At 67.0% G+C, this 26,343-nt stretch carries 29 protein-coding genes; 15 read left to right on the top strand and 14 right to left on the bottom strand.

The window, feature by feature from the left end; translation table 11 throughout:
- Positions 1–39: 39 nt before the first annotated feature.
- Both NYP18_RS03140 and NYP18_RS03135 read right to left on the bottom strand, forming a co-directional pair.
- Positions 40–1,407, bottom strand: coding sequence for a phosphomannomutase/phosphoglucomutase (locus NYP18_RS03140; RefSeq protein WP_259426770.1), 1,368 nt, complete (start codon positions 1,405–1,407; stop codon positions 40–42).
- 112 nt (positions 1,408–1,519) lie between these two features.
- Positions 1,520–1,954, bottom strand: a complete 435-nt coding sequence (locus NYP18_RS03135; RefSeq protein WP_259426698.1) for a DUF3499 domain-containing protein — start codon at positions 1,952–1,954, stop codon at positions 1,520–1,522.
- A gap of 89 nt (positions 1,955–2,043) precedes the next feature.
- Here NYP18_RS03135 and NYP18_RS03130 point away from each other — a divergent pair, with 89 nt between their 5' ends.
- Entirely contained in the window at positions 2,044–2,499 is a 456-nt protein-coding gene (locus NYP18_RS03130; RefSeq protein ID WP_259426697.1) for a metallopeptidase family protein, read from the top strand.
- A 62-nt stretch (positions 2,500–2,561) separates the two neighbouring features.
- On the opposite strand, the gene NYP18_RS03125 is transcribed toward NYP18_RS03130, so the two are convergent.
- The 3 genes from NYP18_RS03125 to NYP18_RS03115 all read right to left on the bottom strand — a co-directional run bounded on the left by NYP18_RS03125 (position 2,562) and on the right by NYP18_RS03115 (position 5,124).
- Positions 2,562–2,810 (bottom strand): WhiB family transcriptional regulator, encoded by a 249-nt coding sequence (locus NYP18_RS03125; RefSeq protein WP_206436405.1) that lies wholly within the window; start codon positions 2,808–2,810, stop codon positions 2,562–2,564.
- Positions 2,811–3,115: 305 nt separating this feature from the next.
- The gene (manB, locus tag NYP18_RS03120; protein ID WP_259426696.1) at positions 3,116–4,213 is read right to left on the bottom strand and encodes a mannose-1-phosphate guanylyltransferase; all 1,098 of its coding nucleotides are present in this window, start codon (positions 4,211–4,213) and stop codon (positions 3,116–3,118) included.
- A gap of 2 nt (positions 4,214–4,215) precedes the next feature.
- Complete coding sequence (locus tag NYP18_RS03115; RefSeq protein ID WP_259426769.1) at positions 4,216–5,124, bottom strand: glycosyltransferase family 2 protein; 909 nt, start codon at positions 5,122–5,124, stop codon at positions 4,216–4,218.
- 69 nt (positions 5,125–5,193) lie between these two features.
- Between NYP18_RS03115 and NYP18_RS03110 the strand changes: the two genes are divergently transcribed.
- Positions 5,194–6,774: an LCP family protein gene (locus NYP18_RS03110; protein ID WP_259426695.1), complete on the top strand. Its 1,581-nt coding sequence runs from the start codon at positions 5,194–5,196 to the stop codon at positions 6,772–6,774.
- A 4-nt stretch (positions 6,775–6,778) separates the two neighbouring features.
- The gene (locus tag NYP18_RS03105) at positions 6,779–7,948 is read left to right on the top strand and encodes an ArsB/NhaD family transporter (RefSeq protein WP_259426694.1); all 1,170 of its coding nucleotides are present in this window, start codon (positions 6,779–6,781) and stop codon (positions 7,946–7,948) included.
- Positions 7,949–7,987: 39 nt separating this feature from the next.
- Here the strand turns inward: NYP18_RS03105 and NYP18_RS03100 are convergent, their stop codons facing one another.
- Both NYP18_RS03100 and NYP18_RS03095 read right to left on the bottom strand, forming a co-directional pair.
- Positions 7,988–8,341 (bottom strand): RidA family protein, encoded by a 354-nt coding sequence (locus tag NYP18_RS03100; RefSeq protein ID WP_259426693.1) that lies wholly within the window; start codon positions 8,339–8,341, stop codon positions 7,988–7,990.
- A gap of 91 nt (positions 8,342–8,432) precedes the next feature.
- Entirely contained in the window at positions 8,433–9,212 is a 780-nt protein-coding gene (locus tag NYP18_RS03095) for a 2-keto-4-pentenoate hydratase (protein ID WP_259426692.1), read from the bottom strand.
- Positions 9,213–9,331: 119 nt separating this feature from the next.
- Between NYP18_RS03095 and NYP18_RS03090 the strand changes: the two genes are divergently transcribed.
- From NYP18_RS03090 to NYP18_RS03060, 7 genes are all read left to right on the top strand, one after another.
- Positions 9,332–9,988, top strand: coding sequence for a TIGR03089 family protein (locus NYP18_RS03090; RefSeq protein WP_259426691.1), 657 nt, complete (start codon positions 9,332–9,334; stop codon positions 9,986–9,988).
- A 45-nt stretch (positions 9,989–10,033) separates the two neighbouring features.
- Positions 10,034–11,044, top strand: a complete 1,011-nt coding sequence (locus NYP18_RS03085; protein ID WP_259426690.1) for an ABC transporter ATP-binding protein — start codon at positions 10,034–10,036, stop codon at positions 11,042–11,044.
- Positions 11,045–11,125: 81 nt separating this feature from the next.
- Positions 11,126–12,442 carry an ABC transporter substrate-binding protein gene (locus NYP18_RS03080; protein WP_439648041.1) on the top strand — a complete coding sequence of 439 codons (1,317 nt, stop codon included), beginning with the start codon at positions 11,126–11,128 and terminating at the stop codon, positions 12,440–12,442.
- Positions 12,443–12,537: 95 nt separating this feature from the next.
- Complete coding sequence (locus NYP18_RS03075) at positions 12,538–13,545, top strand: carbohydrate ABC transporter permease (RefSeq protein WP_259426688.1); 1,008 nt, start codon at positions 12,538–12,540, stop codon at positions 13,543–13,545.
- Positions 13,542–14,369: a carbohydrate ABC transporter permease gene (locus tag NYP18_RS03070; RefSeq protein WP_259426687.1), complete on the top strand. Its 828-nt coding sequence runs from the start codon at positions 13,542–13,544 to the stop codon at positions 14,367–14,369. The genes NYP18_RS03075 and NYP18_RS03070 overlap by 4 nt, the downstream gene beginning before the upstream one ends.
- A complete protein-coding gene (locus NYP18_RS03065; RefSeq protein WP_259426686.1) occupies positions 14,366–14,626 on the top strand; it encodes a hypothetical protein in 261 nt (86 codons plus the stop codon). Before NYP18_RS03070 ends, NYP18_RS03065 begins: the two co-directional genes overlap by 4 nt.
- Positions 14,577–15,116, top strand: coding sequence for a dihydrofolate reductase family protein (locus NYP18_RS03060; RefSeq protein WP_259426685.1), 540 nt, complete (start codon positions 14,577–14,579; stop codon positions 15,114–15,116). The genes NYP18_RS03065 and NYP18_RS03060 overlap by 50 nt, the downstream gene beginning before the upstream one ends.
- A gap of 27 nt (positions 15,117–15,143) precedes the next feature.
- Here NYP18_RS03060 and cynS read toward each other — a convergent pair whose 3' ends face one another.
- Positions 15,144–15,605, bottom strand: a complete 462-nt coding sequence (gene cynS, locus NYP18_RS03055; protein WP_259426684.1) for a cyanase — start codon at positions 15,603–15,605, stop codon at positions 15,144–15,146.
- Between the two features lie 344 nt (positions 15,606–15,949).
- Here cynS and NYP18_RS03050 point away from each other — a divergent pair, with 344 nt between their 5' ends.
- Positions 15,950–17,074 carry a glutamate--cysteine ligase gene (locus NYP18_RS03050; RefSeq protein WP_259426683.1) on the top strand — a complete coding sequence of 375 codons (1,125 nt, stop codon included), beginning with the start codon at positions 15,950–15,952 and terminating at the stop codon, positions 17,072–17,074.
- 2 nt (positions 17,075–17,076) lie between these two features.
- On the opposite strand, the gene NYP18_RS03045 is transcribed toward NYP18_RS03050, so the two are convergent.
- From NYP18_RS03045 to NYP18_RS03020, 6 genes are all read right to left on the bottom strand, one after another.
- The gene (locus NYP18_RS03045; protein WP_259426682.1) at positions 17,077–17,553 is read right to left on the bottom strand and encodes a YdcF family protein; all 477 of its coding nucleotides are present in this window, start codon (positions 17,551–17,553) and stop codon (positions 17,077–17,079) included.
- Positions 17,519–18,901: an NAD-dependent succinate-semialdehyde dehydrogenase gene (locus NYP18_RS03040; RefSeq protein WP_259426681.1), complete on the bottom strand. Its 1,383-nt coding sequence runs from the start codon at positions 18,899–18,901 to the stop codon at positions 17,519–17,521. The genes NYP18_RS03045 and NYP18_RS03040 overlap by 35 nt, the downstream gene beginning before the upstream one ends.
- A 52-nt stretch (positions 18,902–18,953) precedes the next feature.
- A complete protein-coding gene (gene purE, locus NYP18_RS03035) occupies positions 18,954–19,454 on the bottom strand; it encodes a 5-(carboxyamino)imidazole ribonucleotide mutase (protein ID WP_259426680.1) in 501 nt (166 codons plus the stop codon).
- A 12-nt stretch (positions 19,455–19,466) separates the two neighbouring features.
- Positions 19,467–20,696 carry a 5-(carboxyamino)imidazole ribonucleotide synthase gene (locus NYP18_RS03030; RefSeq protein WP_259426679.1) on the bottom strand — a complete coding sequence of 410 codons (1,230 nt, stop codon included), beginning with the start codon at positions 20,694–20,696 and terminating at the stop codon, positions 19,467–19,469.
- A gap of 58 nt (positions 20,697–20,754) precedes the next feature.
- Complete coding sequence (locus NYP18_RS03025; RefSeq protein WP_259426678.1) at positions 20,755–21,228, bottom strand: PH domain-containing protein; 474 nt, start codon at positions 21,226–21,228, stop codon at positions 20,755–20,757.
- Between the two features lie 65 nt (positions 21,229–21,293).
- Positions 21,294–22,082 carry a biotin--[acetyl-CoA-carboxylase] ligase gene (locus NYP18_RS03020; protein WP_259426677.1) on the bottom strand — a complete coding sequence of 263 codons (789 nt, stop codon included), beginning with the start codon at positions 22,080–22,082 and terminating at the stop codon, positions 21,294–21,296.
- 152 nt (positions 22,083–22,234) lie between these two features.
- Here NYP18_RS03020 and NYP18_RS03015 point away from each other — a divergent pair, with 152 nt between their 5' ends.
- The 4 genes from NYP18_RS03015 to NYP18_RS03000 all read left to right on the top strand — a co-directional run bounded on the left by NYP18_RS03015 (position 22,235) and on the right by NYP18_RS03000 (position 26,309).
- Complete coding sequence (locus NYP18_RS03015) at positions 22,235–23,866, top strand: acyl-CoA carboxylase subunit beta (RefSeq protein WP_259426676.1); 1,632 nt, start codon at positions 22,235–22,237, stop codon at positions 23,864–23,866.
- An 82-nt stretch (positions 23,867–23,948) separates the two neighbouring features.
- On the top strand, positions 23,949–25,490 hold the full coding sequence (locus NYP18_RS03010; RefSeq protein WP_259426675.1) for an acyl-CoA carboxylase subunit beta: 1,542 nt from the start codon (positions 23,949–23,951) through the stop codon (positions 25,488–25,490).
- A gap of 10 nt (positions 25,491–25,500) precedes the next feature.
- The gene (locus NYP18_RS03005) at positions 25,501–25,716 is read left to right on the top strand and encodes an acyl-CoA carboxylase subunit epsilon (RefSeq protein WP_241228423.1); all 216 of its coding nucleotides are present in this window, start codon (positions 25,501–25,503) and stop codon (positions 25,714–25,716) included.
- A complete protein-coding gene (locus NYP18_RS03000) occupies positions 25,716–26,309 on the top strand; it encodes a Maf family protein (RefSeq protein ID WP_259426674.1) in 594 nt (197 codons plus the stop codon). The genes NYP18_RS03005 and NYP18_RS03000 overlap by 1 nt, the downstream gene beginning before the upstream one ends.
- Positions 26,310–26,343: the final 34 nt, after the last annotated feature.

The following is a 26,343-nucleotide window of genomic DNA, read 5'->3' as shown; positions in this document are numbered from 1 at the left end:
AGGATATCCTCACCTGTCTGTCAACAGGCTGTGCGTGTCTCAGGCGCGGATGACGGCGAGGATCTCGGCGACGAGTTCGTCGACCTCACCGCGGGTGGGGGCCTCCACGTTGAGACGCAGCAGTGGTTCGGTGTTGGAGGCACGCACGTTGAACCACGCCCTGGTGCCCTTGAGTTCGACGGTGACCCCGTCGAGGTGATCCACAGAGACGATGCGGTCCGCGAAGGCGTCGAGCACGGCCCGGGTGCTGGCCGCCTGGTCCGCGACGGTGGAGTTGATCTCCCCGGAGGCCTCGTAACGGTTGTATTCGGCCATCATCTCACTCAGCGGGCGGTCCTGGGCACCGAGGGCAGCCAGGACGTGCATGGCGGCGAGGATGCCGGAGTCGGCGTTGAAGAATTCGGTGAAGTAGTAGTGGGCGGAGTGCTCGCCGCCGAAGACGGCGCCGGTCTCGGCCATGGTGGACTTGATGAAGGAGTGGCCCACGCGCGTGCGCACGGCGATGCCGCCCTCCTCGGCGATGATCTCCGGCACCGACTTCGAGGTGATGAGATTGTGGATGATGGTCGCCCCCGCGTGCTCCGCGAGGTAGCGCTTCGCGATGATCGCGCAGATCGCCGAGGGGCTCACCGGCTCGCCCTTTTCATCGATGACAAAACAGCGGTCGGCGTCGCCGTCGAAGGCGAGGCCGATGTCCGCCCCCTGCTCCACGGTGAACCTCTGCAGGTCGACGAGGTTCCTGGGATCCAACGGGTTGGCCTCGTGGTTGGGGAAGGTGCCGTCCAGCTCGAAGTAGAGCGGGCGGATGTCCAGCGGCAGGCCCTTGAACACCTCCGGCACGGTGTGCCCGCCCATGCCGTTGGCTGCGTCGACGGCGACGACCAGCGGGCGGATGTCAGCCAGGTCCACCAGTCCCCGCAGGTAGGCACCGTAGTCGGCCAGCACATCCCGTTCGGTGGCGGAGCCCGCCGGGCCACCGTGGGCCGGGACACCGTCGACGAGCATGTCGGTGATCTGGTCCAGGCCCGTGTCCTGGCTGACCGGGCGGGCACCCGAACGGCACAGCTTGATGCCGTTGTACTGGGCGGGGTTGTGCGAGGCGGTGAACATCGCCCCGGCGCAGCCGAGGGTGCCGGCGGCGAAGTAGAGCTCGTCGGTGGAGGTCAGGCCCAGCATGACCACGTCCAACCCCTGCGAGGTCACGCCCTCGGCGAAGGCGGCGGCCAGTTCCGGGGAGGAGGGACGCATGTCATGGCCGACGGCGACGGTGCCTTCCCCCTCGCCACGCAGCAGATGGGCGAAGGCGGCGCCGGTCTCCCGGATGAACTCGGGGGTGATCTGTTCGCCGACGATCCCGCGGACGTCGTAGGCCTTGATCACGGAGCAGACGTCTTCGCGGGTGAGCAGGGATGACATGGGTGCCAGGGTCACTTTCTACTTCGGGGCCCGGGGGGCGGGCCCGACACTAAGCAGGAAATAATACCCTGCAGGGCTGGGAATTCCCTGCGGGGCAGTCGGACTACTCCTCAGCGTCCCCGCCGTCGCCCTCAACCAGGCGAAGATGCGAACGGCGGCGCTGCCGCTCCTCGTTGACCCGCTTGGACTGATGGACCGGGTGGATGGAGGTCTCCGGGTCGGCCGGGTCCACCGGATCGAGGTCGGGCCCCTCTGATTCGACGAGTCCGCTGGTGACGCGGCCGGCCTCGCGGACAGCTTCGGCGAGGGCCGTGAGGTCCTCATCGTCATCGATGTCGATGTGGTTGACACGAAGCATCTCCCAACCGAGCGGCGCGGTGATCTTCTCCGCGTGGTGGTCGCACAGATCCCAGCTGTGGGGCTCGGCGGCGGGCGCCAGCGGACCCACCACTGCGGTGGACTCGGCGTAGGCGTACGTCATGGTGGCCACGGCAGGTTTGCCGCAGCCCGGGCGGGAACAACGTCGAAACTGGCTCACAGGACCCGAGTCTAAACCCTCCCTTGAGATTCCGGTAACACCGCGCGCCGCGCGCTGTTTCCGGCAGCCACCCCCTATGATCTGTTGACATGCACACCAGGACCCACCGTGACCGGCACGGCAGGGGGCTGCGCGGCCCGCTCCTGCCCACGGCCGCCCCCCGCTACCGCACTCGGGCGGAGTCCTTCGACGTGGCGGTCCTCGAGGCCTACGCCCCCATCCAGCACTCCTTCCCGGAGCAGTTGGCCGGCCTGGACATCGCGGTGGACACCGTGCCCCGGATGCAGCTGCGGGCCGACATGACCGTGATGCCCGACGAGATCGTGGCCGACGGCCCTGTACCCCTGGGCCGGATCATTCCGGCGGGCGTGGACCCGCAGGGCAGGCCCACCCGGGCCCGGATCGTGGTCTTCCGGATGCCCATCGAGCAGCGCGCCGCCCACCCGCAGGAGCGCGAGGAGCTGCTGGCGACGATCCTGACCGTCCTGGTGTCCCAGTTCCTCAACCTGGACCCGCGGGACATCGACCCCGGCTTCCAGTGGTGATCCAAGGGGGAGACTGAATCAGAAAAAGGCCCTGTGGATACAGGGCCGCAGGTGGGGGCTTCCTAACCGATCTGCTTCTTCAGGCGGCGGCGCTCCCGGTCGGAGAGTCCGCCCCAGATACCGAAACGTTCATCATGCTCGAGTGCGTACTCAAGGCACTCGTCGCGGACCGCGCAGGCCATGCAGATGCGTTTGGCCTCCCGGGTGGAGCCGCCCTTCTCAGGGAAAAAAGCCTCCGGATCGGTCTGCGCGCAGAGGGCCTGGTCCTGCCATTCCTGCTCCACGGCGCCGAAAAGCTCGTCCAGGCTCATTTCCACTGCTGCTCCGGTGATGCTGCTCATTCCTCCACGGAGAACGGTGCCGTCAGCCATGTTGTCCATGCTGTCCCCCTTCTCCGTTCGGTTACCTTTAACACTGATGCGATTAGACACCTGATCACTAAATGTCGTCAACCGATACTAACGGGAATTTTTGGTTGCCCGACATAATCGCAGGTCACCAATCCCACCAGTCACAGCAGTCACAACCAAAAAGGCGCGGGGGTAATTGTCGGGGGCACTACATATGGGGGGTAGTCAAATTTCTGGCAACAATTCCCAGGTTTCCCGGCGTGTCGTCACGCATCCGAGGAAAAACGCACCCCGTTGTCCGGGATGACCACCCCCGGCCACACCCGCATCCCACCCACGAGCTCACATCGGGCCCCGATCTGGGCTCCCTCACCAATGACGCAGTTGGTGATTCGGGCGTTCGCGCCGATACGCGCACCTGCAGCGATGATGGAGTCACGGATGACCGCACCCGGCTCGATGGTCACGCCGTCGAAGACCACGGAATCATCCAGGCGGCAACCGGCCCCGATCTCCGAGCCACGCCCCACCCAGGTACCGCCGACCAGGATGGAACCTGCGGCGATACCTGCGGTGGCGTCGATGAGCGCCTCCCCGGTACGCCCCTCAAGCAGCGGCGAGTGCGCGATACCGCGCACGAGATCCGAGGAGCCCCGGACGAAGTCGTCGGGGCGGCCCATGTCCCGCCAGTAGGCGTTGTCCACATGTCCGTAGACGCGCCGATCCTGCTCCAGCAGCGCCGGGAAAGTCTCACGCTCGACGGAGACGACCCGGCCCGCGGGGATCTCCTCGATGAGTTCGCGCCGGAAGACATAACAACCGGCGTTGATCTGGTCGGTCGGCGGGTCCTCGGTCTTCTCCAGAAACTCCAGCACGCGCCCCTCTTCGTCGGTGGGCACGCAGCCGAAGGCCCGCGGATCTGCGACACGCACCAGATGCATGGTCAGGTCAGCCTGGCGGGAGGCGTGTGTGTCCAGGATGGCACGCAGGTCGGTGCCGCCGAGAACATCACCATTGAAGACCATCACCGTGTCATGGCGCAGGCGGTCGTAGACGTTGCGGATGCCGCCACCGGTGCCCAGGGCCTCCTCCTCCACGACGTACTCGATCTCCAAGCCCATCTCCGATCCGTCACCGAAGTATTCCTCGAAGACCTCAGCCCTGTAGGAGGTCCCCAGCACCACGTGGGTGATCCCGGCGGCCCTGATACGGGCCAGCAGGTGCTGGAGGAAGGGATAGCCTGCCGTGGGCAGCATTGGCTTCGGGGTGTTCACCGTCAGGGGGCGCAGGCGGGTGCCGCGGCCTCCCACGAGAATGACGGCGTCGGTACGCGACGGATCGGCCTTGAACTCAGGGTCGGTCACGGTCAGGAGTCCTTTCGGTTGCTGGATCGGGTGCGGGCGACGGCGAGGGCGCTGCGGGTCTTCAACCCGATACGGATCAACAGCCGCGCCGGTGCCTGCCACCAGTGCGGCAACCTGTCCGCCTGGAAGCGGTAGGCCGATTCGTGGTGGGCCGGCAGCATGGTGTCGGCGTGCTTGCCTGCGACGTGCCCCTTCGCGTGGGTGATGGTCGCGGCCGGACAGTAGATGTTCTCATAACCGGCGCGGGCCAGGCGGTCGCCCAGGTCAACGTCCTCCATGTACATGAAGTAGCGCTCGTCGAAACCCCCGACGGCGTCGAAGGCGTCCCAGCGCACCAGCAGGCAGGAGCCTGAGAGCCAGCCGGCGGTGCGTTCGGTCTCCATGTCCGCGTCATCGCGGTAGGCGCGCGTCCACGGGTTCTTCGGCCAGATCTGGCCGAGCAGGGCATGGCCGATGCCGTTGCGCATGCCGGGCAGCGCACGGGCGGAGGGATAGATGCTGCCGTCCGGTTCCACGATCTGCGGTCCGACGGCACCGGCCTCCGGCCGGCGGCGGGCACAGGCGATGAGTTCATCGATCGCACCCTCGCTGAAGACGACGTCGGGGTTGCTCAGGACGAGGAACTCAGGGTCGACCTCCCCGGCGTCGCGAAGCGGCTGCAGGTGGCGGGCACCGACGTTCATGCCCGTGCCGTAGCCGAGGTTGCCGCCGGTGGGCAGGAACTCCACCTTCCGTCGGGTGCGTGCGGCCTCCTCGGGGGAGCCGTCCACGGAGCCGTTGTCGGCGAGGATCACGTGGGTGCCCTGGGCAGTGGCCTCTGTCAGGCTGTCGAGGAAGGCCGTCAGATGGCGGCCCGGAGAATAGGTCACCGTGATGACGGCGACCGGCGGCTTCTGGGAGTAGGTCACAATGTGCACAGCATAGTGCCGCCCCTCGTCTGAGGCCCGGTACGCCACTCCGATGCCCTAGACTTGACGCCCGTGAGTGACAAGTACCGTCGCGTGCGCGATATCCAGGCAGCCCCGCCCGCCGGACCCTCCGTCCGGCAGGCTGGTCCGACCCCGGTGAAGGTGATCATCGCGGCACTGTCCGTGATGGTCCTGCTGGTCTCTGCGCTGGGGTACTTCTCCGTGGGGCGCCTCGGCAACGATCTGGCCTCCGCCGGCAACCTCTCCCTCGGCGGCGGCCAGGGTATGAAGGGCCGTGCCCCGGACGGGGCGACCGACATCCTGCTCGTCGGTTCCGATTCGCGTACCGACGCCCAGGGCAACCCCCTCTCCGAGGAGGAGCTACGGCGCCTGCGCGCCGGCGTGGATGACGGTGAGGAGAACACCGACACCATCATGGTCATCCGCGTGCCCAACGACGGTTCCTCCGCCACCGCCGTGTCCATTCCGCGTGACACCTATGTCCACGATGAGGACTTCGGCAACATGAAGATCAACGGTGTCTTCGCCAACCACAAGGTGGCCAAGCGCGAGGAGTTGCAGGCCCGCGGGCGGACCGATGAGAACCGCATCGAATCCCAGGCCACCGACGCCGGCCGCCAGGGCCTGATCGGCGCGGTCACCGAACTGACGGGTGTGGAGGTCGACCACTATGCCGAGGTCGGCCTGTTCGGCTTCGTCCTGCTCACCGATGCCGTCGGTGGCGTGGATGTCTGCCTGAACAACGACGTCAGTGACCACCTCTCCGGCGCTGACTTCCACGCTGGCGTGCAGACCCTCGACGGTGCCCAGGCCCTGGCCTTCGTGCGCCAGCGCCACGGCCTGCCGCGCGGTGACCTCGACCGCATCGTCCGCCAGCAGGCCTTCATGGCATCTCTGGTGAACAAGGTGCTGGCCGCGGGCACATTGACCAGTCCGGCGAAGCTGACCGACATGGGCACCGCCGTGGAGCGTTCCGTGGTCATCGACGACCAGTGGGACATCATGTCGTTTGCCACCCAGCTGGCCAACCTCGCCGGCGGCAACGTCGTGTTCAACACCATCCCGGTGACCTCCATCGACGGCACCGGTGACTACGGCGAATCCATCGTCACCGTCGATATCCCCACCGTCCATGCCTGGATGGACGAGCTGCTCGGTGAGGACGAAGCCCCCGCCGAAGACACCGGTGCTCCGGAGGAGGCCCCTGCCGCCCCGCTGCCGGGTGTGGACATCCACGTCCTCAACGCCGGGGCCACCGCCGGACTGGCCGGCAATGTGGGCGGCTGGCTCACCGAGGAGGGTTATGAGGTCTCCGAGGTGACCAACGCCCTGCCTGGCATCTACGGACAGAGCCAGGTCGTGGTCGCTGACCCCTCCGACCCGCGTGCCCTCGCGCTCGCCGAGGCTCTCGGCGGCCTGCCGGTCTCCGCCAGTGCCAGCCTGGGCCCCGAGACCTTCGTCGTGGTCGCCCATGACGACTGGAACGGCCCCCTCGGTGACGCCGCCGCACTGCCCTCCCCCACTGCCCCCTCCGCCGGGGACACCGTGGGCACCCCGGGCAGCGATTTCGGAGCCGCCGAGGTCGCCCCTGAGATCGACGCCGGCGGCGACGGCCCCCGCTGCGTGAACTAGGCCCATGCGCACCCCGGTGCTGGCGCTGGTCTCAGCGCTGGGGCTGATCACCCTCCTGCTTATCGACGCCCCGTCCGTCCCCACCCTCCTCTCCCGCATCCTGCCCGTCCTCGGTTTTGTCGCCGCCATGTCCGTGGTCGTCGCGGCCGCCGGGGCCGTCAACACCTTCGGGGCGGTGATCGGGAAGGTGCAGGCGGTGCTCGGCCTGGGCGGGGCAACCCCGGGACGTGGATCGTCGGCGCGTGCCTGGGCACTGATCCTGGGTGTGAGCCTGGTGATCACCGTCTTCTTCTCCCTGGACACCACCGCCATCCTGGTCACCCCGCTGGTGATCACGCTGGCCCGCGGCGTCGGCATCCACCCCTTGGCCGCCGCCTTCGCGGTGATCTGGATGGCGAACCTCGGTTCCCTGCTCCTGCCGATCTCCAACCTGACCAACCTGCTGGCGGTGCAGACCGACGCATTTGACGGTATCGCTGATTATGTGGCAGTGAGCTGGCTGCCTGCGCTGGTGCTGGTGGTGGTGGCGGGGATTGCGCCGCTGGTGGTGGCCCGGTTTCTTCATGTGACCCCTGACGGGCAGGCTGGTGTCATCAGTGGCGGGACTCCTGGCCTCGACCGGGAGACGAAGGTCTTCACCGGCCTGATCGGCGTGCTGCTGATCGCCCTGCTCATGCCTGTCGACGTCTGGATCCCCACCACCGTCGCCGCGCTCATCGCCCTGGGACTGCTGCGCCACTGGTCGCTGCCCACCCCGGTGCACCACATGATCCCGTGGGCGACCCTGCTGTTCGCCTTTTCCCTGACGACGGGTGCGGCGATCATCCACAGTCTGAGTCTGCTGGATCCGGTGCTGTCAGCGCTGTCAGACTCAGGGATGTTCGCCCTCGCCTTCGCGGGCGTGGTGCTGTCCAACTTGATCAACAACATCCCCGCCTACCTTGCACTTGAGCCCGCAGCGAGCTCGCCCGAGAGCTTCATGGCGCTGCTTATCGGAGTAAACGCCGGGCCGATCATCACCCCCTGGGCCTCCCTGGCCACCCTGCTGTGGGCTCATCAGGCCAGGCAGCAAGGGGTGCAGGTGGGCTGGGGGATGTTTGTTGTCGGCGGGCTGGTGCTCGCACCTGTAGCGGTGCTGACGGGTGTCGGGGTGCTGAACCTGAACTATGGGTGAGTGGTTCCGAGGCTCCGCAGGTTTCAGTACCGCCCGGACTCACTCCCCCACATAAGCAATCGCATCAATCTCCACCGTCGCCCCGTACGGAAGATTCGACGCTTCCAGGAATGTCCGCGCCGGGCGAGCCTCAGCGAAGTGTTCAACAAACTGTCCGTTCGCCTCTTCACGCAGCGTGATGTCCGTGACGAAGTAGGTCAACTTCACCAGCTGATCCATAGTTCCACCCGCGGAAGCGAGCCGTTCCGTCATCCGCTCCAGCGCCGCAGCCAGGGCCTCCTTCCGTCCGGACACCGGCTGGTAGTTCTCATCCACGGACAGTGCCCCGGAGACGAAGATGAAATCCCCGGCGCGTTTGGCCATTGCGTAGGGGTGGTCGGAGGTCGGCTGCATGGTAGGTCCTTTCTCGACAGGTGTTTCCTCCATCCTCGCCAGGAACACGACCTTGTGGCCACGAAATGGGCTGTCTACCCCCTATCGAGCGCTATGCCACGGCCACGCTGAGCGCGGGGAATCTTTCGACGCGGACCTTGACACGCTGGCCGGACTCGAGCCAGTGCGCGGCCGTCATGGCGCCGGCCAGAATGGGGGCACCGGCAGGCAGCTCGAAGCCGTAGCGCAACGTCATGGTCGCCAGCTGATCGAAGGCGACGAAAGGGTCACCGAGGATGGCGTCGGTGGTGGAGCTTTCGACGGTTTCTCCGTTGATGAGGAATTCGACGGGCAGGCCGCGCAGCTCACGGGGGAAGTCCTGCCACTGCCCCACGATGAACTGCGCGGCGGAAGTGTTGTCGGCGACGACGTCGCTGAGGCTGAATTTGAAGTCGCGGTAGCGGGAGTCGATGACCTCCATGCCCACGGCGACAGCGTCGACGCTCTCGCGGATGCGCCGGGAGAGGGACTCGGAAGTGTCGTCGGCACGCACCTCCACGGTCTGGCCGAGACGGAAGACGAGCTCGGGCTCGATACGCGGATGGATCAGGCCCTCCAGCTCCAGGGGCTGGTCAGCACGGTGTTCCATCTCCGCGGTGAGGAAACCGACGATGACGTCGGAAACACCCATCTGCTCCATCTTGGACTTCGAGGTGAAACCGAGCTTCGGTCCGATGTAGCGCTCCCCCGCCGCAACGCGGGAGCGCAGGTTGCGGGCCTGAATGGCATAGGCATTGTCCAGCGTGAGGTCCGTGGCCAGCTGGGCGACGGACGTGGCAGTGGCGCGGGCGTTGTCGAGTTCGGCGGCGATCGAAGCGAGGTCCCTGGTCATTCTCTGCGTTCCTTCCGGATGGCGGGGTCTGGGATCCAGGCTAGATGGAAGGTGGGGAGAGGCGGGCGTCGAGAAGCACCGACGGCACACCTATACAGTTCTGCCTACGATGGGCAGGCATGGAGCTTCTTGTACATCTGCTGAATGCGGATCCCGCTGCCCCGCGCCTGACCGTCTACAACGAGTCGACCGGCGCACGGCTCGACTTCTCCGCACAGACGCTGGACAACTGGGCCGCGAAGGTCGGCAACATGCTGCTGGAGGAACTCGACCTCGACTCCTCCTCCACCATTCTTCTCGACCTCCCCGTGGGCTGGCAGTCGGTGGCCATCGTGCTCGGTGCACTGGCCGCGGAGGTCGACTGGGAGCTCGGTTCCTCCGGCGACGCCGACGTCGTGTTCACCTCCCCCTCCTCCTACGAGGAATGGGCGGACACGGGTGCCGACGTCGTCCTGGTCACCGAGGACCCCTTCGGTCGCGGCGTCGTCGAAACCGGCGGCACGCTACCGGTGGGCGCCATCGACTTCGGCCCCACCGTCCGCTTCTACGGCGACCAGTTCTTCGGTCCCGCCCCCGCCCTCATGGATGTCGTCGTCACTTCCGCCCCCGCTGAGCGCGTGCTGTCCACCGGCTGGACCACCGCGGAGGGCCTGGTGAAGTCCGTCCTGGAACCGCTCTCCGCAGGCGGCTCCGCGGTTGTCGTCTCCGGTGGGCTTATCGACGCCGACCGCCTCGACGCCATCGCCACCGCAGAGAAGGCGACCGTCAGGTTGTAACCGGTCACCCTCTTTCCGCCCCTGTCTGGTGCTACGGTTTCCCCCATGGCAACGGTCACATTCGACAAGGTCTCCATCCGCTATCCCGGTGCGGAACGTCCGACGGTGAAGGATCTGGATCTGCAGATCGCGGACGGGGAATTCCTGGTGCTGGTCGGCCCCTCGGGCTGCGGCAAGTCGACGACGCTGCGCGCGCTGGCGGGTCTGGAACCGGTGGATTCAGGGCAGCTGCTCATTGACGGCCGGGACGTGACCGGTGTGGAACCGGGCGGCCGGGACATTGCGATGGTCTTCCAGAACTACGCGCTGTACCCGCACCTGTCCGTCGCAAAGAACATGGGCTTCGCACTGAAGCTGGCGAAGATGCCGGCGAAGCAGATCGAGGAGCGGGTGCGCTCGGCTGCGGAGATGCTCGGTCTGGAGGAGTTTCTGGACCGCAAGCCGAAGGATCTGTCGGGTGGTCAGCGTCAGCGCGTGGCCATGGGTCGGGCGATCGTGCGGGACCCGAAGGTCTTCCTCATGGATGAGCCGCTGTCGAACCTGGATGCGAAGCTGCGTGTGCAGACCCGTTCGGAGCTGGCCGCCCTGCAGCGCCGCCTCGGCACCACCACCGTCTATGTCACCCACGACCAGGTGGAGGCGATGACGATGGGTGACCGGGTGGCGGTGCTCAAGGAGGGGATCCTGCAGCAGGTCGCCCCGCCGCGGGAGCTCTACGACCGCCCCGTCAATGAGTTCGTGGCGGGTTTCATCGGTTCGCCGTCGATGAATCTCTTCCCCGGCGAAGGCGTGACGCTGGGTGTGCGTCCGGAAGCGATGCGGGTGCTCACCGCCGGTGATGAGGTGCCCGCAGGCTGGGTCCCGAAGGAGGGCACCGTCGACCTGGTGGAGGAGCTGGGTTCGGAGTCCTACGTCTACGCCATCTCGGAGGGGGTGCGTCTGGTGGCCCGCCTGGGCCATAAGGATGTGCCCCGACCGGGTGAGCAGGTGCGTTTCGCTTTCGACCCGGCCCAGGCGCACCATTTCGATCTGCGGTCGGGCATCCGTATCGAATGATCACCCCCGCCAAGGGGTGATCTGAAATAAAGCCCACATCCGGTATTAGGTGCGTCACTAGATTTAAAGTTACCAAACGTTATGAAAGGTGACCTATCTGTGAACGCCTCCTTCTTCAAGCGCAAGCCGGCACGCTCCCTGGCCGCAGTTGCCATCATCAGCTCCGTCGTCCTGGCGGGCTGCACCACGACCGATGATGACGCCGACACCACGGCAACCACCACGACCACCGCGGAGGCCTCCGGGGCCGACGGTCGCGGTCCGATCACGTTCGCCATGGGCAAGAACGACACCGACAAGATCATCCCGGTCATCGAGAAGTGGAACGCCGAGAACCCGGATGAGGAGGTCACCCTCCGCGAGCTGGCCGGTGAGGCCGACGCCCAGCGCGAGACCCTGGTCCAGTCGCTGCAGGCCGGCAACTCCGATTACGACGTCATGGCTCTCGATGTCATCTGGACCGCAGACTTCGCCGCCAACCAGTGGATCACCCCGCTGGAGGGCGACCTCGAGGTGGACACCTCCGGCCTGCTGGACGCGACCGTCGAGTCCGCGACCTACAACGACACCCTCTACGCCCTGCCGCAGAACACCAACGGTCAGCTGCTCTACCGCAACACGGAGATCATCCCGGAGGCCCCGGAGAACTGGGCCGAGCTGGAGGCCTCCTGTGCTGACGCCGAGGCAGCCGACGTCGACTGCCTGACCCTGCAGCTCAAGCAGTACGAGGGCCTGACCGTCAACACCGTCGGCTTCATGGAGGGCTGGGGCGGTGGTGTCCTGGACTCCGACGGCAATGTCACCGTCGACTCCAACGACTCCCGTGCCGGCCTGCAGGCGCTTGTCGACGCCTACGAGAACGGCACCATCGCGTCGGGCTCCACCTCCGCGACGGAGGAGGAGACCAACCTCGCCTTCGTTGAGGGCGAGACCGCCTACGCCATCAACTGGCCCTACATGTTCACCAACGCCGAGGGTGAGACCTCCGCCGTGGCCGGCAACTTCGAGGTCCAGCCGCTGGTCGGCCAGGACGGTGTCGGTGTCTCCACCCTGGGTGGCTACAACAACGGCATCAACATCAACTCGGAGAACAAGGCCACCGCCCGTGACTTCATCGAGTTCGTCATCAACGAGGAGAACCAGACCTCCTTCGCGGAAGCGTCCTTCCCGCCGGTCCTGGCCTCCATCTACGAGGATGACGCCCTGATCGAGCAGTTCCCGTACCTGCCGGCGCTGAAGGAGTCCCTGGACAACGCAGCACCGCGTCCGGTCTCCCCGTTCTACCCGGCCATCTCCAAGGCCATCCAGGACAACGCCTACGCGGCGCTGACGGCCGGCAAGTCCGTCGACGACGCCACCACCGACATGCGGGCCGCCATCGAGAACGCCTCCAACTAGGTTCCCTCCCCGCAAGACCCGCTGAAAACCTGCCCACCCGGGCAGGTTTTCTGTGGTTTTGTGGGAGGTGACACTTTTCCTCCAAGGAGCCGCACATGCTGAAACGTGCCAGCCAGACCCGCTCGGCGGCCTGGCTGATCGCCCCCGCGTTGATCGTCCTGGCCGTGGTCATCGGCTACCCGATCCTGCGCGCCATCTTCCTGTCCTTCCAGGCCGACAAGGGCCTCGACCCCGCCACCGGCCTGTTCGTCGAGGGCGGTTTCGCCGGCTTCGAGAACTACCTCTACTGGCTGACCAACCGGTGCATGTCGTCCGCCGGAGTGGTCTCCACCTGCCCCCCGGGCGTGCTGGCCACAGATTTCTGGCCTGCCGTGCGCATCACCCTGTTCTTCACCGTGGTGACCGTGACCCTGGAGACGATTCTCGGCATGATCATGGCGCTGATCATGAATCACGAGTACCGCGGCCGCGGCCTGGTGCGGGCGGCGGTGCTCATCCCCTGGGCGATCCCCACCGCCGTGACGGCGAAGCTGTGGCAGTTCATCTTCGCCGACCGGGGCATCATCAACGAGTTGTTCAACCTCGACGTCAGCTGGACCACCGATCCCTGGGCCGCCCGGACCGCCGTCATCGTCGCGGACGTGTGGAAGACGGCCCCCTTCATGGCACTGCTCATCCTCGCCGGACTGCAGATGATCCCCAAGGAGATCTACGAGGCCTCGCGCGTGGACGGTGCCTCCCGCTGGCAGCAGTTCCGGCTGATCACCATGCCCCTGGTCAGACCGGCGCTCATGGTCGCCGTCCTCTTCCGTACCCTGGATGCGCTGCGCATGTACGACCTGCCCGTCATCATGATCTCCGCCTCCTCCAACTCGCCCACCGCCACCATCTCCCAGCTGGTGGTCGAGGACATGCGGCAGAACAACTTCAACTCCGCCTCGGCTCTCTCTACGCTGATCTTCCTGCTCATCTTCGCCGTGGCGTTCATCATGATCCGCTTCCTCGGCGCCGACGTCTCCGGGCAACGCGGTGTGAAGGGCCGGAAGGTCCCCGGGTTGAGGAAACGTCGGGAAGCAAGGAAGAAGCAGGAGGTGCCGGCATGAAAAAGGCTGCGCTCTGGCACTACGTGGGTGTGCTGTTCATCATGTTCTGGGGGCTCGCCCCCTTCTACTGGATGGTCGTGGTCGCGCTGCGCAATAGCGCCCACACCTTCGACACCACCCCCTGGCCCACGCACGTCACCCTGGAGAACTTCCGGGACGCGCTGGCCACCAACAAGGGCAACGACTTCCTCGGGGCCATCGGCAACTCGCTGCTCATCTCGGTGACGACGACCTCCCTGGCCGTCCTCGTCGGCGTGTTCACCGCCTACGCCCTGGCGCGTCTGGAGTTCCCCGGCAAGGGACTGGTCACCGGCATCATCCTGGCCGCCTCCATGTTCCCGGGCATCGCGCTGGTCACCCCGCTGTTCCAGCTCTTCGGCGACCTCGGCTGGATCGGCACCTACCGGGCGATGATCATCCCCAACATCTCCTTCGCCCTGCCACTGACCATCTACACCCTGGTCTCCTTCTTCCGGCAGCTGCCCTGGGAGCTGGAGGAGGCCGCACGTGTCGACGGTGCCTCCCGCGGCCAGGCCTTCCGCCTCGTGCTCCTGCCGCTGGCGGCCCCGGCGCTGTTCACCACAGCGATCCTGGCGTTCATCGCCACCTGGAACGAGTTCATGCTGGCCCGCCAGCTGTCGACGACCGCGACCGAACCCGTCACCGTCGCCATCGCGCGTTTCTCCGGGCCCTCCGCCTTCGAGTACCCCTACGCCTCGATCATGGCCGCCGGAGCGCTGGTCACCATTCCGCTGATCATCATGGTGCTCATCTTCCAGCGCCGCATCGTCTCCGGTCTGACCGCCGGAGGTGTGAAGGCGTGAGTGCGGACCCCGGCCGGGGGAAACGACGGCAGCTCCAGCACGAGACGCTCGTCGGTTTCCTCGGTTTCTTCACTTTCCTGGCACTGGCCCAGGCGGTGTGGAATGTCTTCCAGCCGGAGCCGGCACTGTGGCCGGGCCTGCTGGCCGCGGCCCTGGTCGGCCTCACGTGGTGGGTGTGGCGGCGGGACCGCCGGTACTCTGGCGCGCATGCCGATCATCTACAACGCCGCCACCACCCTCAACGGTTTCCTCGCTGATGAGCAGGACTCGCTGCAGTGGTTGTTCGACGTCCCCGGTTCCGGCGACGCCGAGGCCGGCATCAGTGCCTTTCTCACCGGCATCAACACTGTGGTCATGGGCTCCACCACCTACGAGTGGCTGCTGAACCACCTCGAATCACCGCAGGCGCTGGCCACCTCCTACGGCACCCGGCCCATCTGGGTCTTCACCTCCCGTAACCTGCCGGTCCATGAGGGGACCCACGTGCGGCTGGTCAACGGCCCGGTGGCCGAGGCGCTGCCACGGATCCGGGAGACCGGTGAGAACATCTGGGTGATGGGAGGCGGGGACCTGGCCGGTCAGTTCTTCGACGCCGGCGCCCTCGACCGCATCACCCTCACCGTGGCACCGGTGTTCCTGCCCGCCGGGCGGCCGACGCTCCCCCGCCGCATCGAAAGTTCCCGGTTGTCCCTGGTCGACCACCGGCAGCTGGGACAATTCGTGGAGCTGACCTACCGCGTTCGTTGACGTGCAGTCCGGGGTGATACCAGGGAATCACCAGTTGTAGTCGAGGAATTTTCCGTCCAGGGTGATCACTACGCGGTCCCCGGCAGGGTCTTCGCGCCGGTCGACGTCCACCCGGAAGTTGATGGCGGACATGATGCCGTCATCAAACTTCTCGTGGATCAGTTCCTTCAGCGCCGGACCGTGGACCTGGATGACCTCCAGCAGGCGGTAGATCGTCGGGTCGCTGAGCAACTGGGGGTCAAAGGTGCGTGTGGGCTGGGCAACGAGGGACTCGCGGACGTCACCGCCGAGCTCCAGTTCAGCGCAGACCTTCTCTGCCGCCTCTGGCGGCAGCGGGAAGCTGCCGAGCAGGGCGGAGGCGGCCCATACCTCGGGGGCGTCGATCAGCTGCGCCAGCTCCGCCCAGGTACGCCCCTTGCGGATGCGCTGGGCGTTGACGAGTTGGCCAGCCTCCTGCTTGTCCATGATCGGTCGGAGGGAATCGGACATGTCTGTCTCCTGTTCGTCACTCTCATCACCGTGCTGGGTGCACGCGCCCCCAGGCTACCGGCGGTCACACGGGGCCGGGGACAGTGAGGATCCGCTGCTCACGCGGGATCCCGGTGAATACTCCTGAGCACGCCCACAGCGACGCCAGGGACGTCAGCCGGGCGGTCGGTTTCCGCCACTCCCCTGACCTGAGGTCCACAGATTTCTCACATGGGCAACGGGGAATTAAGTATCCTGGATTGAACGCTGTACCGCGCACCAGAGGGAGAGGACTTATTCGTGTTGCAGATCATCACCGTCCTACCCGCTCTGGGAGAGAACTGTCACTGCCCCGGACAGATCCGATGAGCCTTCGCGATCTGCCAGGCAGGGAGCAGGTGCGCCGTTTCGGGGTGGAGGAGGAGTTGCTCCTCATCGACCCCCACACCTTCGACCTCCTGCCCATGGCCGAGCAGATGCTCCGTCAGATCCGGGAGCGGGCCAGCACCGGCCATGAACTGACCCGCGAGCTGAAGCAGGAGCAGATCGAGGTCGTCTCCCCACCGCAGACCACCCTGAAGGGACAGCTGGCAGCCATCCGGGCCGGCCGTGCGTTGGCCGAGGAAGTCGCTACCCAGGTCGGTGGCCGGGTGGTGGCGCTCCCGGCCGCTCCGGGGCCGATCAACCCCCTTCTGGTGTCCACCCCGCGTTTCCGGCAGATCCGTGACAACTTCGGTGTCACCGCCGCACAACAGCTGACCTGTGGTTTCCACGTGCACGTGGAGATCCGTTCCCGGGAGGAGGGCATCGCCGCACTGGACCGTATCCGTGGCTGGTTGCCCGTGGTGCTGGCGCTCAGCGCGAACTCACCTTTCTGGCAGGGGGCCGACACCGGGTACGCCTCCTACCGCTATCAGCTGTGGAACCGGTGGCCGACGTCCGGCCCGACGGAGATCTTCGGCTCGGTGGACACCTATGACCAGTTGTCCGCCTCCCTGCTGGCCACCGGGGTTCCGCTCGACGAGGGCATGCTCTACTACGACGCGCGACTCTCGGAATCCCACCCCACCCTGGAGGTGCGCGTGGCCGACGTGTGCCTGGTGGCCGAACACGCGGTGGCGATCGCGGCAATCGTGCGGGCCCTGGTGGAGACCTCCGTGCGCGCGTGGCAGCAGGGTATCCCCCCGGATCCGACCCTCGGTACGCTCATCCGCACGTGGGCCTGGCAGGCCAGTCGCGACGGCGTGGAGAAGACACTCATCCACCCCGTCACCGGGCGGAGCGCCCCCGCGGCCGAGGTGCTCCACAGTCTGCTGGAACATGTCGGACCCGTGCTTGCCGAATACGGCGAGGAGGACGCCGTCACCTCCATTATCGAGGCCATCCTGCATTCCGGTACCGGGGCCCGGCGCCAGCGGGCGACCTACGCCCGGGCACAGGACATCCATGACGTCGTCGCCGATGCCTGGGAGGCCACCCACCGGGGTTGAGGTCAGGTACGCAGGCGTCGCCATGCGATGCGCAGCGCGGAATGCGGCAGGGCCAGGCACTCACGCAGCAGCGCCGGAACCAGCAGGTTCCCTGGCGTGCGGGCGCTGACCACGGTGACGGGGATACCCAGGTGCCGGGCCCACAGGCGGGTGCGCCAGACATGGAAATCACTGCTCACCACCGTCCAGCACCGGGTGTCCGGCAGCAGGGCCTGAGCATTCTCCAGGTTCTCATTGGTGCTCACCGCCAGCGGCTCCAGCAGGATCCGCTGCTCATCGACACCCCTGCCCACCAGCCACTCCGCCATCGCCGCGGCCTCCCCGCGGCCGGAGACGACGACGGGCTGGGTGTCGATAAGCTGGAGCGCTCTCGCCAGCCGCGCGGTGAGGATACGCCCCGGTCGGCCGTGGCGGGTGCGGGCCCCGAGCACCAGGACCGGCCGGTCAGAGGGGAGCGCGGACACGGAAGATGTGCTCATTGGCGAACTCCTGTACGCCCCATTCCCCCAGCTCACGCCCGTAACCGGAACGGCCGATGCCACCAAAGGGCAGGCCGGGCCGGGAGACCCCCGTTTCATTGATGTAGGTCATTCCGGCCTCCATGCGGGAAGCCACCCGCTGGGCCAGCTCCAGGTCGCTGCCGAAGATGTAGCTTCCCAGTCCGTAGTCGCTGTCATTGGCCAGCTCGACCGCTTCCTCGACATCCCGGACGCGGTGGAGGATGGCGACGGGGCCGAAGATCTCGTTGCAGCCGATGTCGGCGGTCGGGTCCACGTCGACCAGCAGCGTCGGCTCCATGAAGGCGCCGGGGCGGTCGATCTTCCTGCCGCCGACGGCAATGCGCGCCTCGCAGGCCTGCTCCGCCGCAGCCAGCCGGGCGACCACCTCATCGCGGGCCGCCACGGAGGACAGCGGGCCGACCTTGGCGTCCCCGTCATCCCACGCCCCGACGGGCAGAGCGGAGATCCGCTCGGTGAGGAATTCGAGCGCGCGGTCGTAGAACTCATCGAGGACGATGAGACGTTTCGGGGCGTTGCACGCCTGCCCGGCGTTGGCCATCCGCGCGCTGACGTAGCAGGAAAGAACCTTCTCCAGGTTGTGGTCGTCGAGCACGAGGAAGGGGTCGTTGCCGCCCAGTTCCAGCAGGGACTTCTTGTAGTTCTCCCCGGCGGTCTTCGCGACGGCCGCCCCCGCCTGTTCCGAACCTGTCAGCGACACCCCGACGATCCGCGGGTCGGCGATAACAGCCTCCATCTGCGAGCTGGCGGCATGGATATTCCGGAACACGTCCGCCGGCAGACCCGCCTCCGTCAGAATCTCCTCACAGGCCTGGGACGACAGGGGGCAGATCGAGGCGTGCTTGAGGATCAGGGTGTTGCCCAACAGCAGATTCGGCGCCGCCCAGCGGGCCACCTGGTAGTACGGGAAGTTCCACGGCATGATGCCCAGTACCGGGCCGAGGGGTTCCCGGCGGACGAAGGTCCGCACCGCGCCCTGGGCCGGTAGTTCCCGGTCCGCGAGCAGTTGCCGGGCATGTTCGGCATACCAGTCGTAGATGTCCGCGACCAGCGCGATCTCCCTCTCCCCCTGGCGGCGCAGCTTACCCATCTCCCGGCCGATGTATTCGGCGAGCCGGGTCTGGTTTTCCCGGTACAGGGCGGCGGTGCGGCAGAGGACGGCGGCACGTTCCTCTATGGCGGTCGTCCGCCACTTCCGGAAAGCAGCGGTGGCACGGTCGAGGAGGGCGTCGCGTTCCCCATCGTCGAAACGCGGGAACGTCTTCTCAGTCTGGCCGGTGCTGGGGTTGTGCAGGGCAAGGTCCATCATGGCCCCTGTCTACCCGCCTGCCGGGGTTGCCGGCCACCTCGGACGGAGAGGACTACCCCTCGAGCAGCTGCCTGCGCAGGGCCTCGTCCTTGGCCTCGACCTCGGCGGCCATCTTCTTCTGGTATCCGGCCATCTTCTCTGTCAGGGTCGGGTCGCCGGCACCGAGGATGCGCACGGCCAGCAGGCCGGCGTTCCTGGCGCCGCCGATGGAGACGGTCGCGACGGGCACGCCGGAGGGCATCTGCACGATGGAGAGCAGGGAGTCCAGGCCGTCGAGGTCCTTGAGGGCGCGCGGCACACCGATGACCGGCAGCGGGGTGGCTGCGGCGACCATGCCCGGCAGGTGGGCGGCGCCGCCGGCACACGCGATGATGACCTTGAGGCCCCGCTCGTGGGCGGATTTGGCGTAGGCGAGCATGCGCTCGGGGGTGCGGTGGGCGGACATGACGCCGACCTCGAGGGGGACACCGAATTCGGCGAGGGCCTCGGCTGCGGGTGCGATGGTGGGCCAGTCAGAGTCCGAGCCCATGATGATGCCGACGAGAGGGGTCATTCCAGTTCTCCTTTAAACGGTGTAGCCGTCAGCCCAGCGGGCGTTGACGAGGTAATCGGCGGCGAGGTTCGCTTCACGACGCACGCGCGGCAGGTCATCGCCCGCCAGGTTGACGTGGCCGATCTTGCGGCCCGCGCGCCAGGTCTTGCCGTAGAGGTGGATCTTCGCGGCCGGGAAACGTTCCCACACATCAGCCATGCGGCGGGCCATGGGCAGCTCCGGGTCGGCGTCCCCGCCGAGGACGTTGGCCATGACGGTGACCGGGGAGGTGGTCTCGACACTGCCCAGCGGGTAGTCGAGGACAGCGCGCAGGTGTTGTTCGAACTGGCTGGTCACGCAGCCGTCCTGGGTCCAGTGGCCGGTGTTGTGCGGGCGCATGGCCAGCTCGTTGACGGCGATGGTGGGCTGGCCGTTCCCGTCGCGGAACTCGAAGAGTTCGACGGCCAGGGCACCGGTGACGCCCAGTTCCTCGGCAATGCTCACCGCCAGTTGCCGGGCACGCTCAGCGAGTTCCTCGGAGAGTTCGGGTGCCGGGGCGACGGCCTCGGTGCAGATGCCGTTCGTCTGGACGGATTCGACGACAGGCCACGGCACGACCTGGCCCGAGGGGCGGCGGGCGACCATGGCGGAGAGCTCGCGGACCAGCGCGACCTTCTGCTCCGCCATGAGGGGCGTGCCGGCGTCGAGAAGCTTCGTGGTCAACTCGGCGAGCTCCTTCCGGGTGGCGGGGAACCAGACACCGTGGCCGTCGTAACCGCCACGGCGGGCCTTGAGGCAGACGGCACCGTCAACGGCGTCGAAGAAGGCATCGGCGTCCTCGACCGATTCGATGGCGGCGAAAGGCGGGACCGGGGCGCCGATCTCCCGCAGGCGCCTGCGCATGACGAGCTTGTCCTGCGCGTTGACCAGGGCCTCGGGGCCGGGCTGGACGTTGACGCCCTCGCTGATCAGCTGCCGCAGGTGCCCGGTGGGGACATGTTCATGGTCAAAGGTCATCACGTCCACACCCCGGACGGCCTCACGCAGATCGTCGAGATCCGTGTAGTCGCCGAGCACCACGTCCGCGGCCACCTGGGCGGCGGAGGAATCGGGGGTGCCCGCCAACAGACGGATCGACTGGCCGAGCGCAATCGCCTCGGTCTGCATCATGCGGGCCAGCTGGCCGTCGCCGATGACGGCGACAACCGGCATACCGGGGACGTGGGCGTTCGGGTTTCCGGAGGTACCTGCAGGTTCAGTCACGTGCCCAACTATAGCCAGCGTGACCCCTGCACCAGTAGTGCGGTTGTTGCGCACCGGTTCACCAGTAGTTCGCCTGCGATGACGGCAGCGAATTCTCAATGAGTCCGGCAATCCTCTTGGCCCGGGGCACGTCCGGGAAGTGCAGCGGCCGGTCATAACCCGCGATCGCCAGGGAAATACCGTTGCGGCGGCGTTTCACGGAGCGGATGTCACGCAGCGGGATGGAGTCCGTGCGGGAGCGTAACGATCCGGCGCGCACCACAATGCGGCGGTCGGTGACCACGAAGCGCTGGCGGCGGGCGCGGAGCAGGGGCAGTCCGAAGCGCCAGAAGGACAGTGCCGCCCAGATGATCACCACGGCATTGCGCAGCTGGGATTCGACCTCCATGCCGGGCTGGTCGAGCCAGCCGATGAGCATCCAGGACAGGCCGGTGACCAGGATGAGTTCGAGCACCGGGAAAGTGAGGGTACGCAGCGGCGACGTGAGGTCGGCGCGCACCACTTCTCCTTCAGCGGGCCGGAACAGTTCCATGTGGCGGCATCATACCCTGCACACCTGTTCGGTACCCGGCTGGCCATAACCAGCCGGGTGACCGGTCAGTAGCTGGCGTCAGTGCGGCGCAGGTGGGTGACGTCCCCGGCGGCGATGAGGTGGCGGGTACCGTCCTCGGCGCGCAGGTCGATGCGCCCGTCGGGGGCGACGTCGGTGACGGTGCCGAAGAGCTCCCCGGTGGGGGCCTCCACCCGCACAGGCTTGCCGATGGTGATGCATTCGGCGCGGTAGTCGTCCATGAGGGTGCGGTCGCCGGTGGCCCACTGCCGCAGCCGGCGGTGCAGGGCCTCCAGCGCCGCCACCGCCATGTCCTTCGCAGAGACCTCGACCCCCTCAAGGGCCAGGGAGGTGGCGTGCGGGACCGGCAGCTGCTCACGCGTCAGGCTCACGTTGATACCCAGACCGACGACGATGCGGGGATCCGCGGGGAAGCCGGCTGCCTCGGAGAGGATGCCGCAGAGTTTCCGCCCGTCCCAGAGGACGTCGTTGGGCCATTTGAGCTCAGGGCCGGCGGCCACTCCGGCGACAGCGCGAACGGCGTCGAGGACGGCCAGGCCGGTGGCCAGGGGGATGGTGCCCAGCCGGTCCAGTTCGGCGGGGGTGGGGCGCAGCAGGACGGAGAGGATGGCCTGGGAGCCGGCGGGGGCGGTCCAGGGACGGCCCAGCCGCCCACGGCCGGCGGACTGATGGTCGGCCATGAGGACGGAGCAGGCGGGGGCTGTAACGTCTGCGAGCAGATCAGCGTTGGTAGAACCAGTGGATTCCGTCCACCGGACACGTGCATACTGCGGCAGTCGACCTGCCAGTTCGCGGGAAATATCGTCGGGGGTCACACCGCCAAGCCTAATGCGTCGCTCCAGCACCATCCGACACACCGATATTTTCGCCCGGAAAAGCGTTTCACCTGCAACTTCCGGACACGTGACACTCATCACACAGGTTTCGTTGTGGAAACTAGCGTCGCAAGGGTCTACTATTCCCAAACATGACCATTTCCTCACCTTTGACGGACCTGTCCGAGCTGTCCGACGTGACCACCACCGCCGGCAAGATCGCCGACCTGAAGCGTCGCCGCGCCGAGGCCACCTACCCGATGGGTGAGAAGGCCGTCGAGCGCGTCCACTCCCAGAACCGACTTACCGCACGTGAGCGACTCGACTACCTCCTCGACGAGGGTTCCTTCGTCGAGACCGACATGCTGGCCAAGCACCGCACCTCCGACTTCGGCATGGGTAAGAAGCGCCCGACCACCGACGGCATCGTCACCGGCTGGGGCACCATCGACGGCCGCGAGGTATGCATCTTCTCCCAGGACGGCACCGTCTTCGGTGGCGCCCTGGGTGAGGTCTACGGCGAGAAGATGATCAAGATCATGGATCTGGCCGTGACCACCGGCCGCCCGCTCATCGGCCTGTACGAGGGCGCCGGCGCCCGCATCCAGGACGGCGCCGTGTCCCTGGACATGATCGCCCGCACCTTCTACCAGAACATCCATGCCTCGGGTGTGGTCCCGCAGATCTCCGTGATCATGGGCGCCTCCGCCGGCGGCAACGCCTACTCCCCCGCCCTGACCGACTTCGTCGTCATGGTGGAGAAGACCTCCAAGATGTTCGTCACCGGCCCGGACGTGATCAAGACCGTCACCGGTGAGGAGATCACCCAGGAGGAGCTCGGTGGAGCCACCACGCACATGGCCACCGCCGGCAACTCCCACTTCACCGCGAAGACCGACGAGGAGGCCCTCGACTGGGTGCAGGACCTGGTCAGCTTCCTGCCCTCGAACAACCGCACCCTCGCCCCGATCGAGGAGTACAGCGCCGACCAGGGTGCCGTGGGCGAGAACATCACCGCCGACGACCTGCGCCTGGACGGCATCATCCCGGATTCCCCCACCCAGCCCTACGATGTCCGCGAGGTCATCGAGTGCCTGACCGACGACGGCGAGTACCTGGAGATCCAGGCCGAGCGCGCCGAGAACGTCGTCATCGCCTTCGGCCGCATCGAGGGCCAGTCGGTCGGCTTCGTGGCCAACCAGCCCTCCGTCTACGCCGGCTGCCTGGACATCGACTCCTCCGAGAAGGCCGCCCGCTTCATCCGCACCTGCGACGCCTTCAACATCCCGATCGTCATGCTGGTCGACGTCCCGGGCTTCCTGCCCGGTGCCGGCCAGGAGTACGGCGGCATCCTCCGCCGCGGCGCGAAGCTGCTCTACGCCTACGGCGAGGCCACCGTCCCGAAGATCACCGTCACCATGCGCAAGGCCTACGGCGGCGCCTACTGCGTGATGGGTTCCAAGGGCCTGGGCGCCGACGTCAACCTGGCGTGGCCGACCGCCCAGATCGCCGTCATGGGTGCCGCCGGCGCCGTCGGCTTCATCTACCGCAAGGAGCTCAAGGAGGCCGCCGACAAGGGTCTTGACGTGGTCGAGCTGGCCAAGTCCTTCGAGCGCGAGTACGAGGACCACATGCTCAACCCATACAAGGCCGCCGAGCGTGGCCTCATCGACGCGGTCATCCTGCCCTCCGAGACCCGCGGCATGATCGCCCGCAACCTGCGCCTGTACAAGGACAAGAACGTCTCCCGTCCGGCGCGCAAGCACGGCAACATCCCGCTGTAAATCATCTCTTTCACCATCCGGCGCAACCCCGCCCGCGTCCCGCGTGACGCGGGCGGGGTTGCGCCGTCTAGACTGTAGGACCATGACTTCCACCTCCCCTGATCTCACGACCACCGCCGGAAGGCTCGCCGACCTGCGTGCCCGACTGGCGGAGGCCGAGGCCCCGGTGGGGACCGACGCCGTTGAGGCGGTCCACGCCTCTGGCCGTGCCACCGCGCGCGAGCGTGTGCTGGCACTTCTGGACGAGAACTCCTTCGTGGAGACCGACGCTCTCGCCCGCCACCGCTCCACCCAGTTCGGCATGGACTCCGAGCGCCCACTGACCGATGGTGTGGTCACCGGTTACGGCACCGTCAACGGCCGCAAGGTCTGCGTATTCTCCCAGGACGCCACCATCTTCGACGGGACGCTCGGCGAGATGTACGGGGAGAAGATCATCAAGATCTACGACCTGGCGATCAAGACCGGCGTGCCGATCATCGGCATCCACGAGGGTGCGGGCGCGCGCATCGCCGAGGGCATCGTCACCCTGTCGATGTACTCGCGGATCCTGGCGCGCACCACCACCGCTTCGGGTCTGATCCCGCAGATCGCGGTCGTCGCCGGCCACACCGAGGGCCTGCACGCGCTGGCCCCGGTCTTCGCCGACATCGTGGTCATGGTCGAGGACGGCGGTTCGCTGCACCTGGCCGCCACCGACGTGGTGGAGAAGGTCACCGGCACCGCCGCCACCCCGGAGTCCCTGGGCAGCGCCGCGGTGCACGCGACGACCTCCGGTACGGCGCACCTCACCGCGCCGACCGACCTGGACGCGATGGCCCTGGCGAAGGAGCTCATCTCCTACCTGCCGGCGAACAACCGTGCCGAGGCTCCGCGCCCGGAGACCGAGACCTCCCTGGCGGTCAACGACACCGACCGGGAGCTCGACAGCATCATCCCGGACTCGGCCACCCACGCCTACGATGCCCACGAGGTCATCCGCCGGGTCGTCGACAACGGTGTGCTGCTGGAACTGCAGGCCGGTTACGCCGCCAACATCATCACCGGCCTGGTACGTATCGAGGGCCGGACCGTCGGAGTGGTGGCCAACCAGCCGACCGAGCTCGCCGGCTGCCTCGATTCGCCGGCCGCGGAGAAGGCCGCGCGTTTCATCCGCACCTGCGATGCCTTCAACATCCCCGTCGTCGAGTTCGTGGACTCCCCCGGTTTCCTGCCGGGTGAGGACCATGAACACGGCGGAGTGCTGCGCCGTGGGGCGAAGCTGGCCTACGCTTATGCCGAGGCCAGCGTCGGCAAGGTCACCGTCATCACCCGCAAGGCGATCGGTCCGTCCTATGTCCTCATGGGTTCGAAGGACCTGGGCGCGGACCTCGTCTTCGCCTGGCCCACCGCGGAGATCGCCGTCACCGAGGCCCGCGCGGCTGTCGCGGTACTGGGTGACAGGATTGACGAGCAGACCTACGCCGAGAACTACATCAACCCCTATCTGGCCGCCGAGCGCAGCCTCGTCGATGCGGTCATCGAGCCGTCCACCACCCGCGCCCAGCTCATCGAGGGCCTCCGTCTGCTCGACCGCAAGGTCATCCAGCAGCCGGCGAAGAAACACGGAAACATCCCCCTGTAAGGAGCCGATCGTGACCATCACCGCCACCAAGCCGCTGTTCAGGGTGCTCAAGGGCAACCCGAGCGCCACCGAGATCGCCGCACTGACTGCCGTGCTCACCGCGTTGGCCAAGCAGCGTCCCGCCGAGGAGTCCGGCGAGCGCAATTTGTGGGGCCGTCCGGAGGACCGCCTCCAGCGCACCACCCTGTACAACCCGAATGCCTTCCGCAACGTCACCTTCTACTGATGCGGATCGTCCTGGCGTCCTCCTCCCCCTCACGGCGGATGATTCTCACCAGCGCCGGTGTGGATCCGCTCATCCGCCCCGCCGACGTGGATGAGGACGCTCTGCTCACATCGCTTGCCGACGCCCCGCCGGCCGAGCGCGTCGCCGCGCTCGCCGAGGCGAAGGCACAGGCCGTCGCTGGTGACTTCCCCGGTGACGTGGTCATCGGCGGTGACTCCATGCTGTTCCTCGACGGTCGCCTCCAGGGCAAGCCCCACACCCCGGAACGCACCATCGGGCGCTGGCGGGAGCAGGCAGGGAAGAAGGCCGAGCTGCTCACCGGCCACTGTGTGCTCTTCGGTGAGCAGAAGGTGGTGGAGACCACCTCCACGCTGGTGCATTTCGCGCAGGCCTCCGAGGCCGATATCGCCGCCTACGCGCACTCCGGGGAACCGTTGCAGTGCGCGGGCGCTTTCACCCTGGAGGCCCTCGGCGGCTGGTTCATCGACCGGATCGAGGGCGACCCCTCCTCCGTCATCGGCCTGTCCCTGCCGCTGGTGCGCCGCGCCCTGTACTCTTTCGGACTCGACGTCAGCGACTTCTGGAACCGCTGAGGCACTCCCGGGGCCGTCCGATAATACGTGACCC

Source organism: Corynebacterium lemuris (assembly GCF_024919295.1).
In the GTDB taxonomy this organism is placed as follows: Bacteria; Actinomycetota; Actinomycetes; order Mycobacteriales; family Mycobacteriaceae; genus Corynebacterium; species Corynebacterium lemuris.
The sequence above is the reverse complement of the archived record's forward strand: the minus strand, read 5'-3'. Positions and strand labels throughout refer to the sequence as shown.

Coding starts and splice junctions, on each gene's coding strand:
- NYP18_RS03050 (WP_259426683.1), top strand. CDS start 15,950: ATGAGCCTTCGCGATCTGCCAGGCAGGGAGCAGGTGCGCCGTTTCGGG.
- NYP18_RS03015 (WP_259426676.1), top strand. CDS start 22,235: ATGACCATTTCCTCACCTTTGACGGACCTGTCCGAGCTGTCCGACGTG.
- NYP18_RS03075 (WP_259426688.1), top strand. CDS start 12,538: ATGCTGAAACGTGCCAGCCAGACCCGCTCGGCGGCCTGGCTGATCGCC.
- NYP18_RS03080 (WP_439648041.1), top strand. CDS start 11,126: ATGAAAGGTGACCTATCTGTGAACGCCTCCTTCTTCAAGCGCAAGCCG.
- NYP18_RS03070 (WP_259426687.1), top strand. CDS start 13,542: ATGAAAAAGGCTGCGCTCTGGCACTACGTGGGTGTGCTGTTCATCATG.
- NYP18_RS03045 (WP_259426682.1), bottom strand. CDS start 17,553: ATGAGCACATCTTCCGTGTCCGCGCTCCCCTCTGACCGGCCGGTCCTG.
- purE (WP_259426680.1), bottom strand. CDS start 19,454: ATGACCCCTCTCGTCGGCATCATCATGGGCTCGGACTCTGACTGGCCC.
- NYP18_RS03060 (WP_259426685.1), top strand. CDS start 14,577: ATGCCGATCATCTACAACGCCGCCACCACCCTCAACGGTTTCCTCGCT.
- NYP18_RS03090 (WP_259426691.1), top strand. CDS start 9,332: ATGGAGCTTCTTGTACATCTGCTGAATGCGGATCCCGCTGCCCCGCGC.
- NYP18_RS03125 (WP_206436405.1), bottom strand. CDS start 2,810: ATGAGCCTGGACGAGCTTTTCGGCGCCGTGGAGCAGGAATGGCAGGAC.
- NYP18_RS03085 (WP_259426690.1), top strand. CDS start 10,034: ATGGCAACGGTCACATTCGACAAGGTCTCCATCCGCTATCCCGGTGCG.
- NYP18_RS03010 (WP_259426675.1), top strand. CDS start 23,949: ATGACTTCCACCTCCCCTGATCTCACGACCACCGCCGGAAGGCTCGCC.
- NYP18_RS03025 (WP_259426678.1), bottom strand. CDS start 21,228: ATGGAACTGTTCCGGCCCGCTGAAGGAGAAGTGGTGCGCGCCGACCTC.
- NYP18_RS03130 (WP_259426697.1), top strand. CDS start 2,044: ATGCACACCAGGACCCACCGTGACCGGCACGGCAGGGGGCTGCGCGGC.
- NYP18_RS03040 (WP_259426681.1), bottom strand. CDS start 18,901: ATGATGGACCTTGCCCTGCACAACCCCAGCACCGGCCAGACTGAGAAG.
- cynS (WP_259426684.1), bottom strand. CDS start 15,605: ATGTCCGATTCCCTCCGACCGATCATGGACAAGCAGGAGGCTGGCCAA.
- NYP18_RS03000 (WP_259426674.1), top strand. CDS start 25,716: ATGCGGATCGTCCTGGCGTCCTCCTCCCCCTCACGGCGGATGATTCTC.
- NYP18_RS03105 (WP_259426694.1), top strand. CDS start 6,779: ATGCGCACCCCGGTGCTGGCGCTGGTCTCAGCGCTGGGGCTGATCACC.
- NYP18_RS03100 (WP_259426693.1), bottom strand. CDS start 8,341: ATGCAGCCGACCTCCGACCACCCCTACGCAATGGCCAAACGCGCCGGG.
- NYP18_RS03095 (WP_259426692.1), bottom strand. CDS start 9,212: ATGACCAGGGACCTCGCTTCGATCGCCGCCGAACTCGACAACGCCCGC.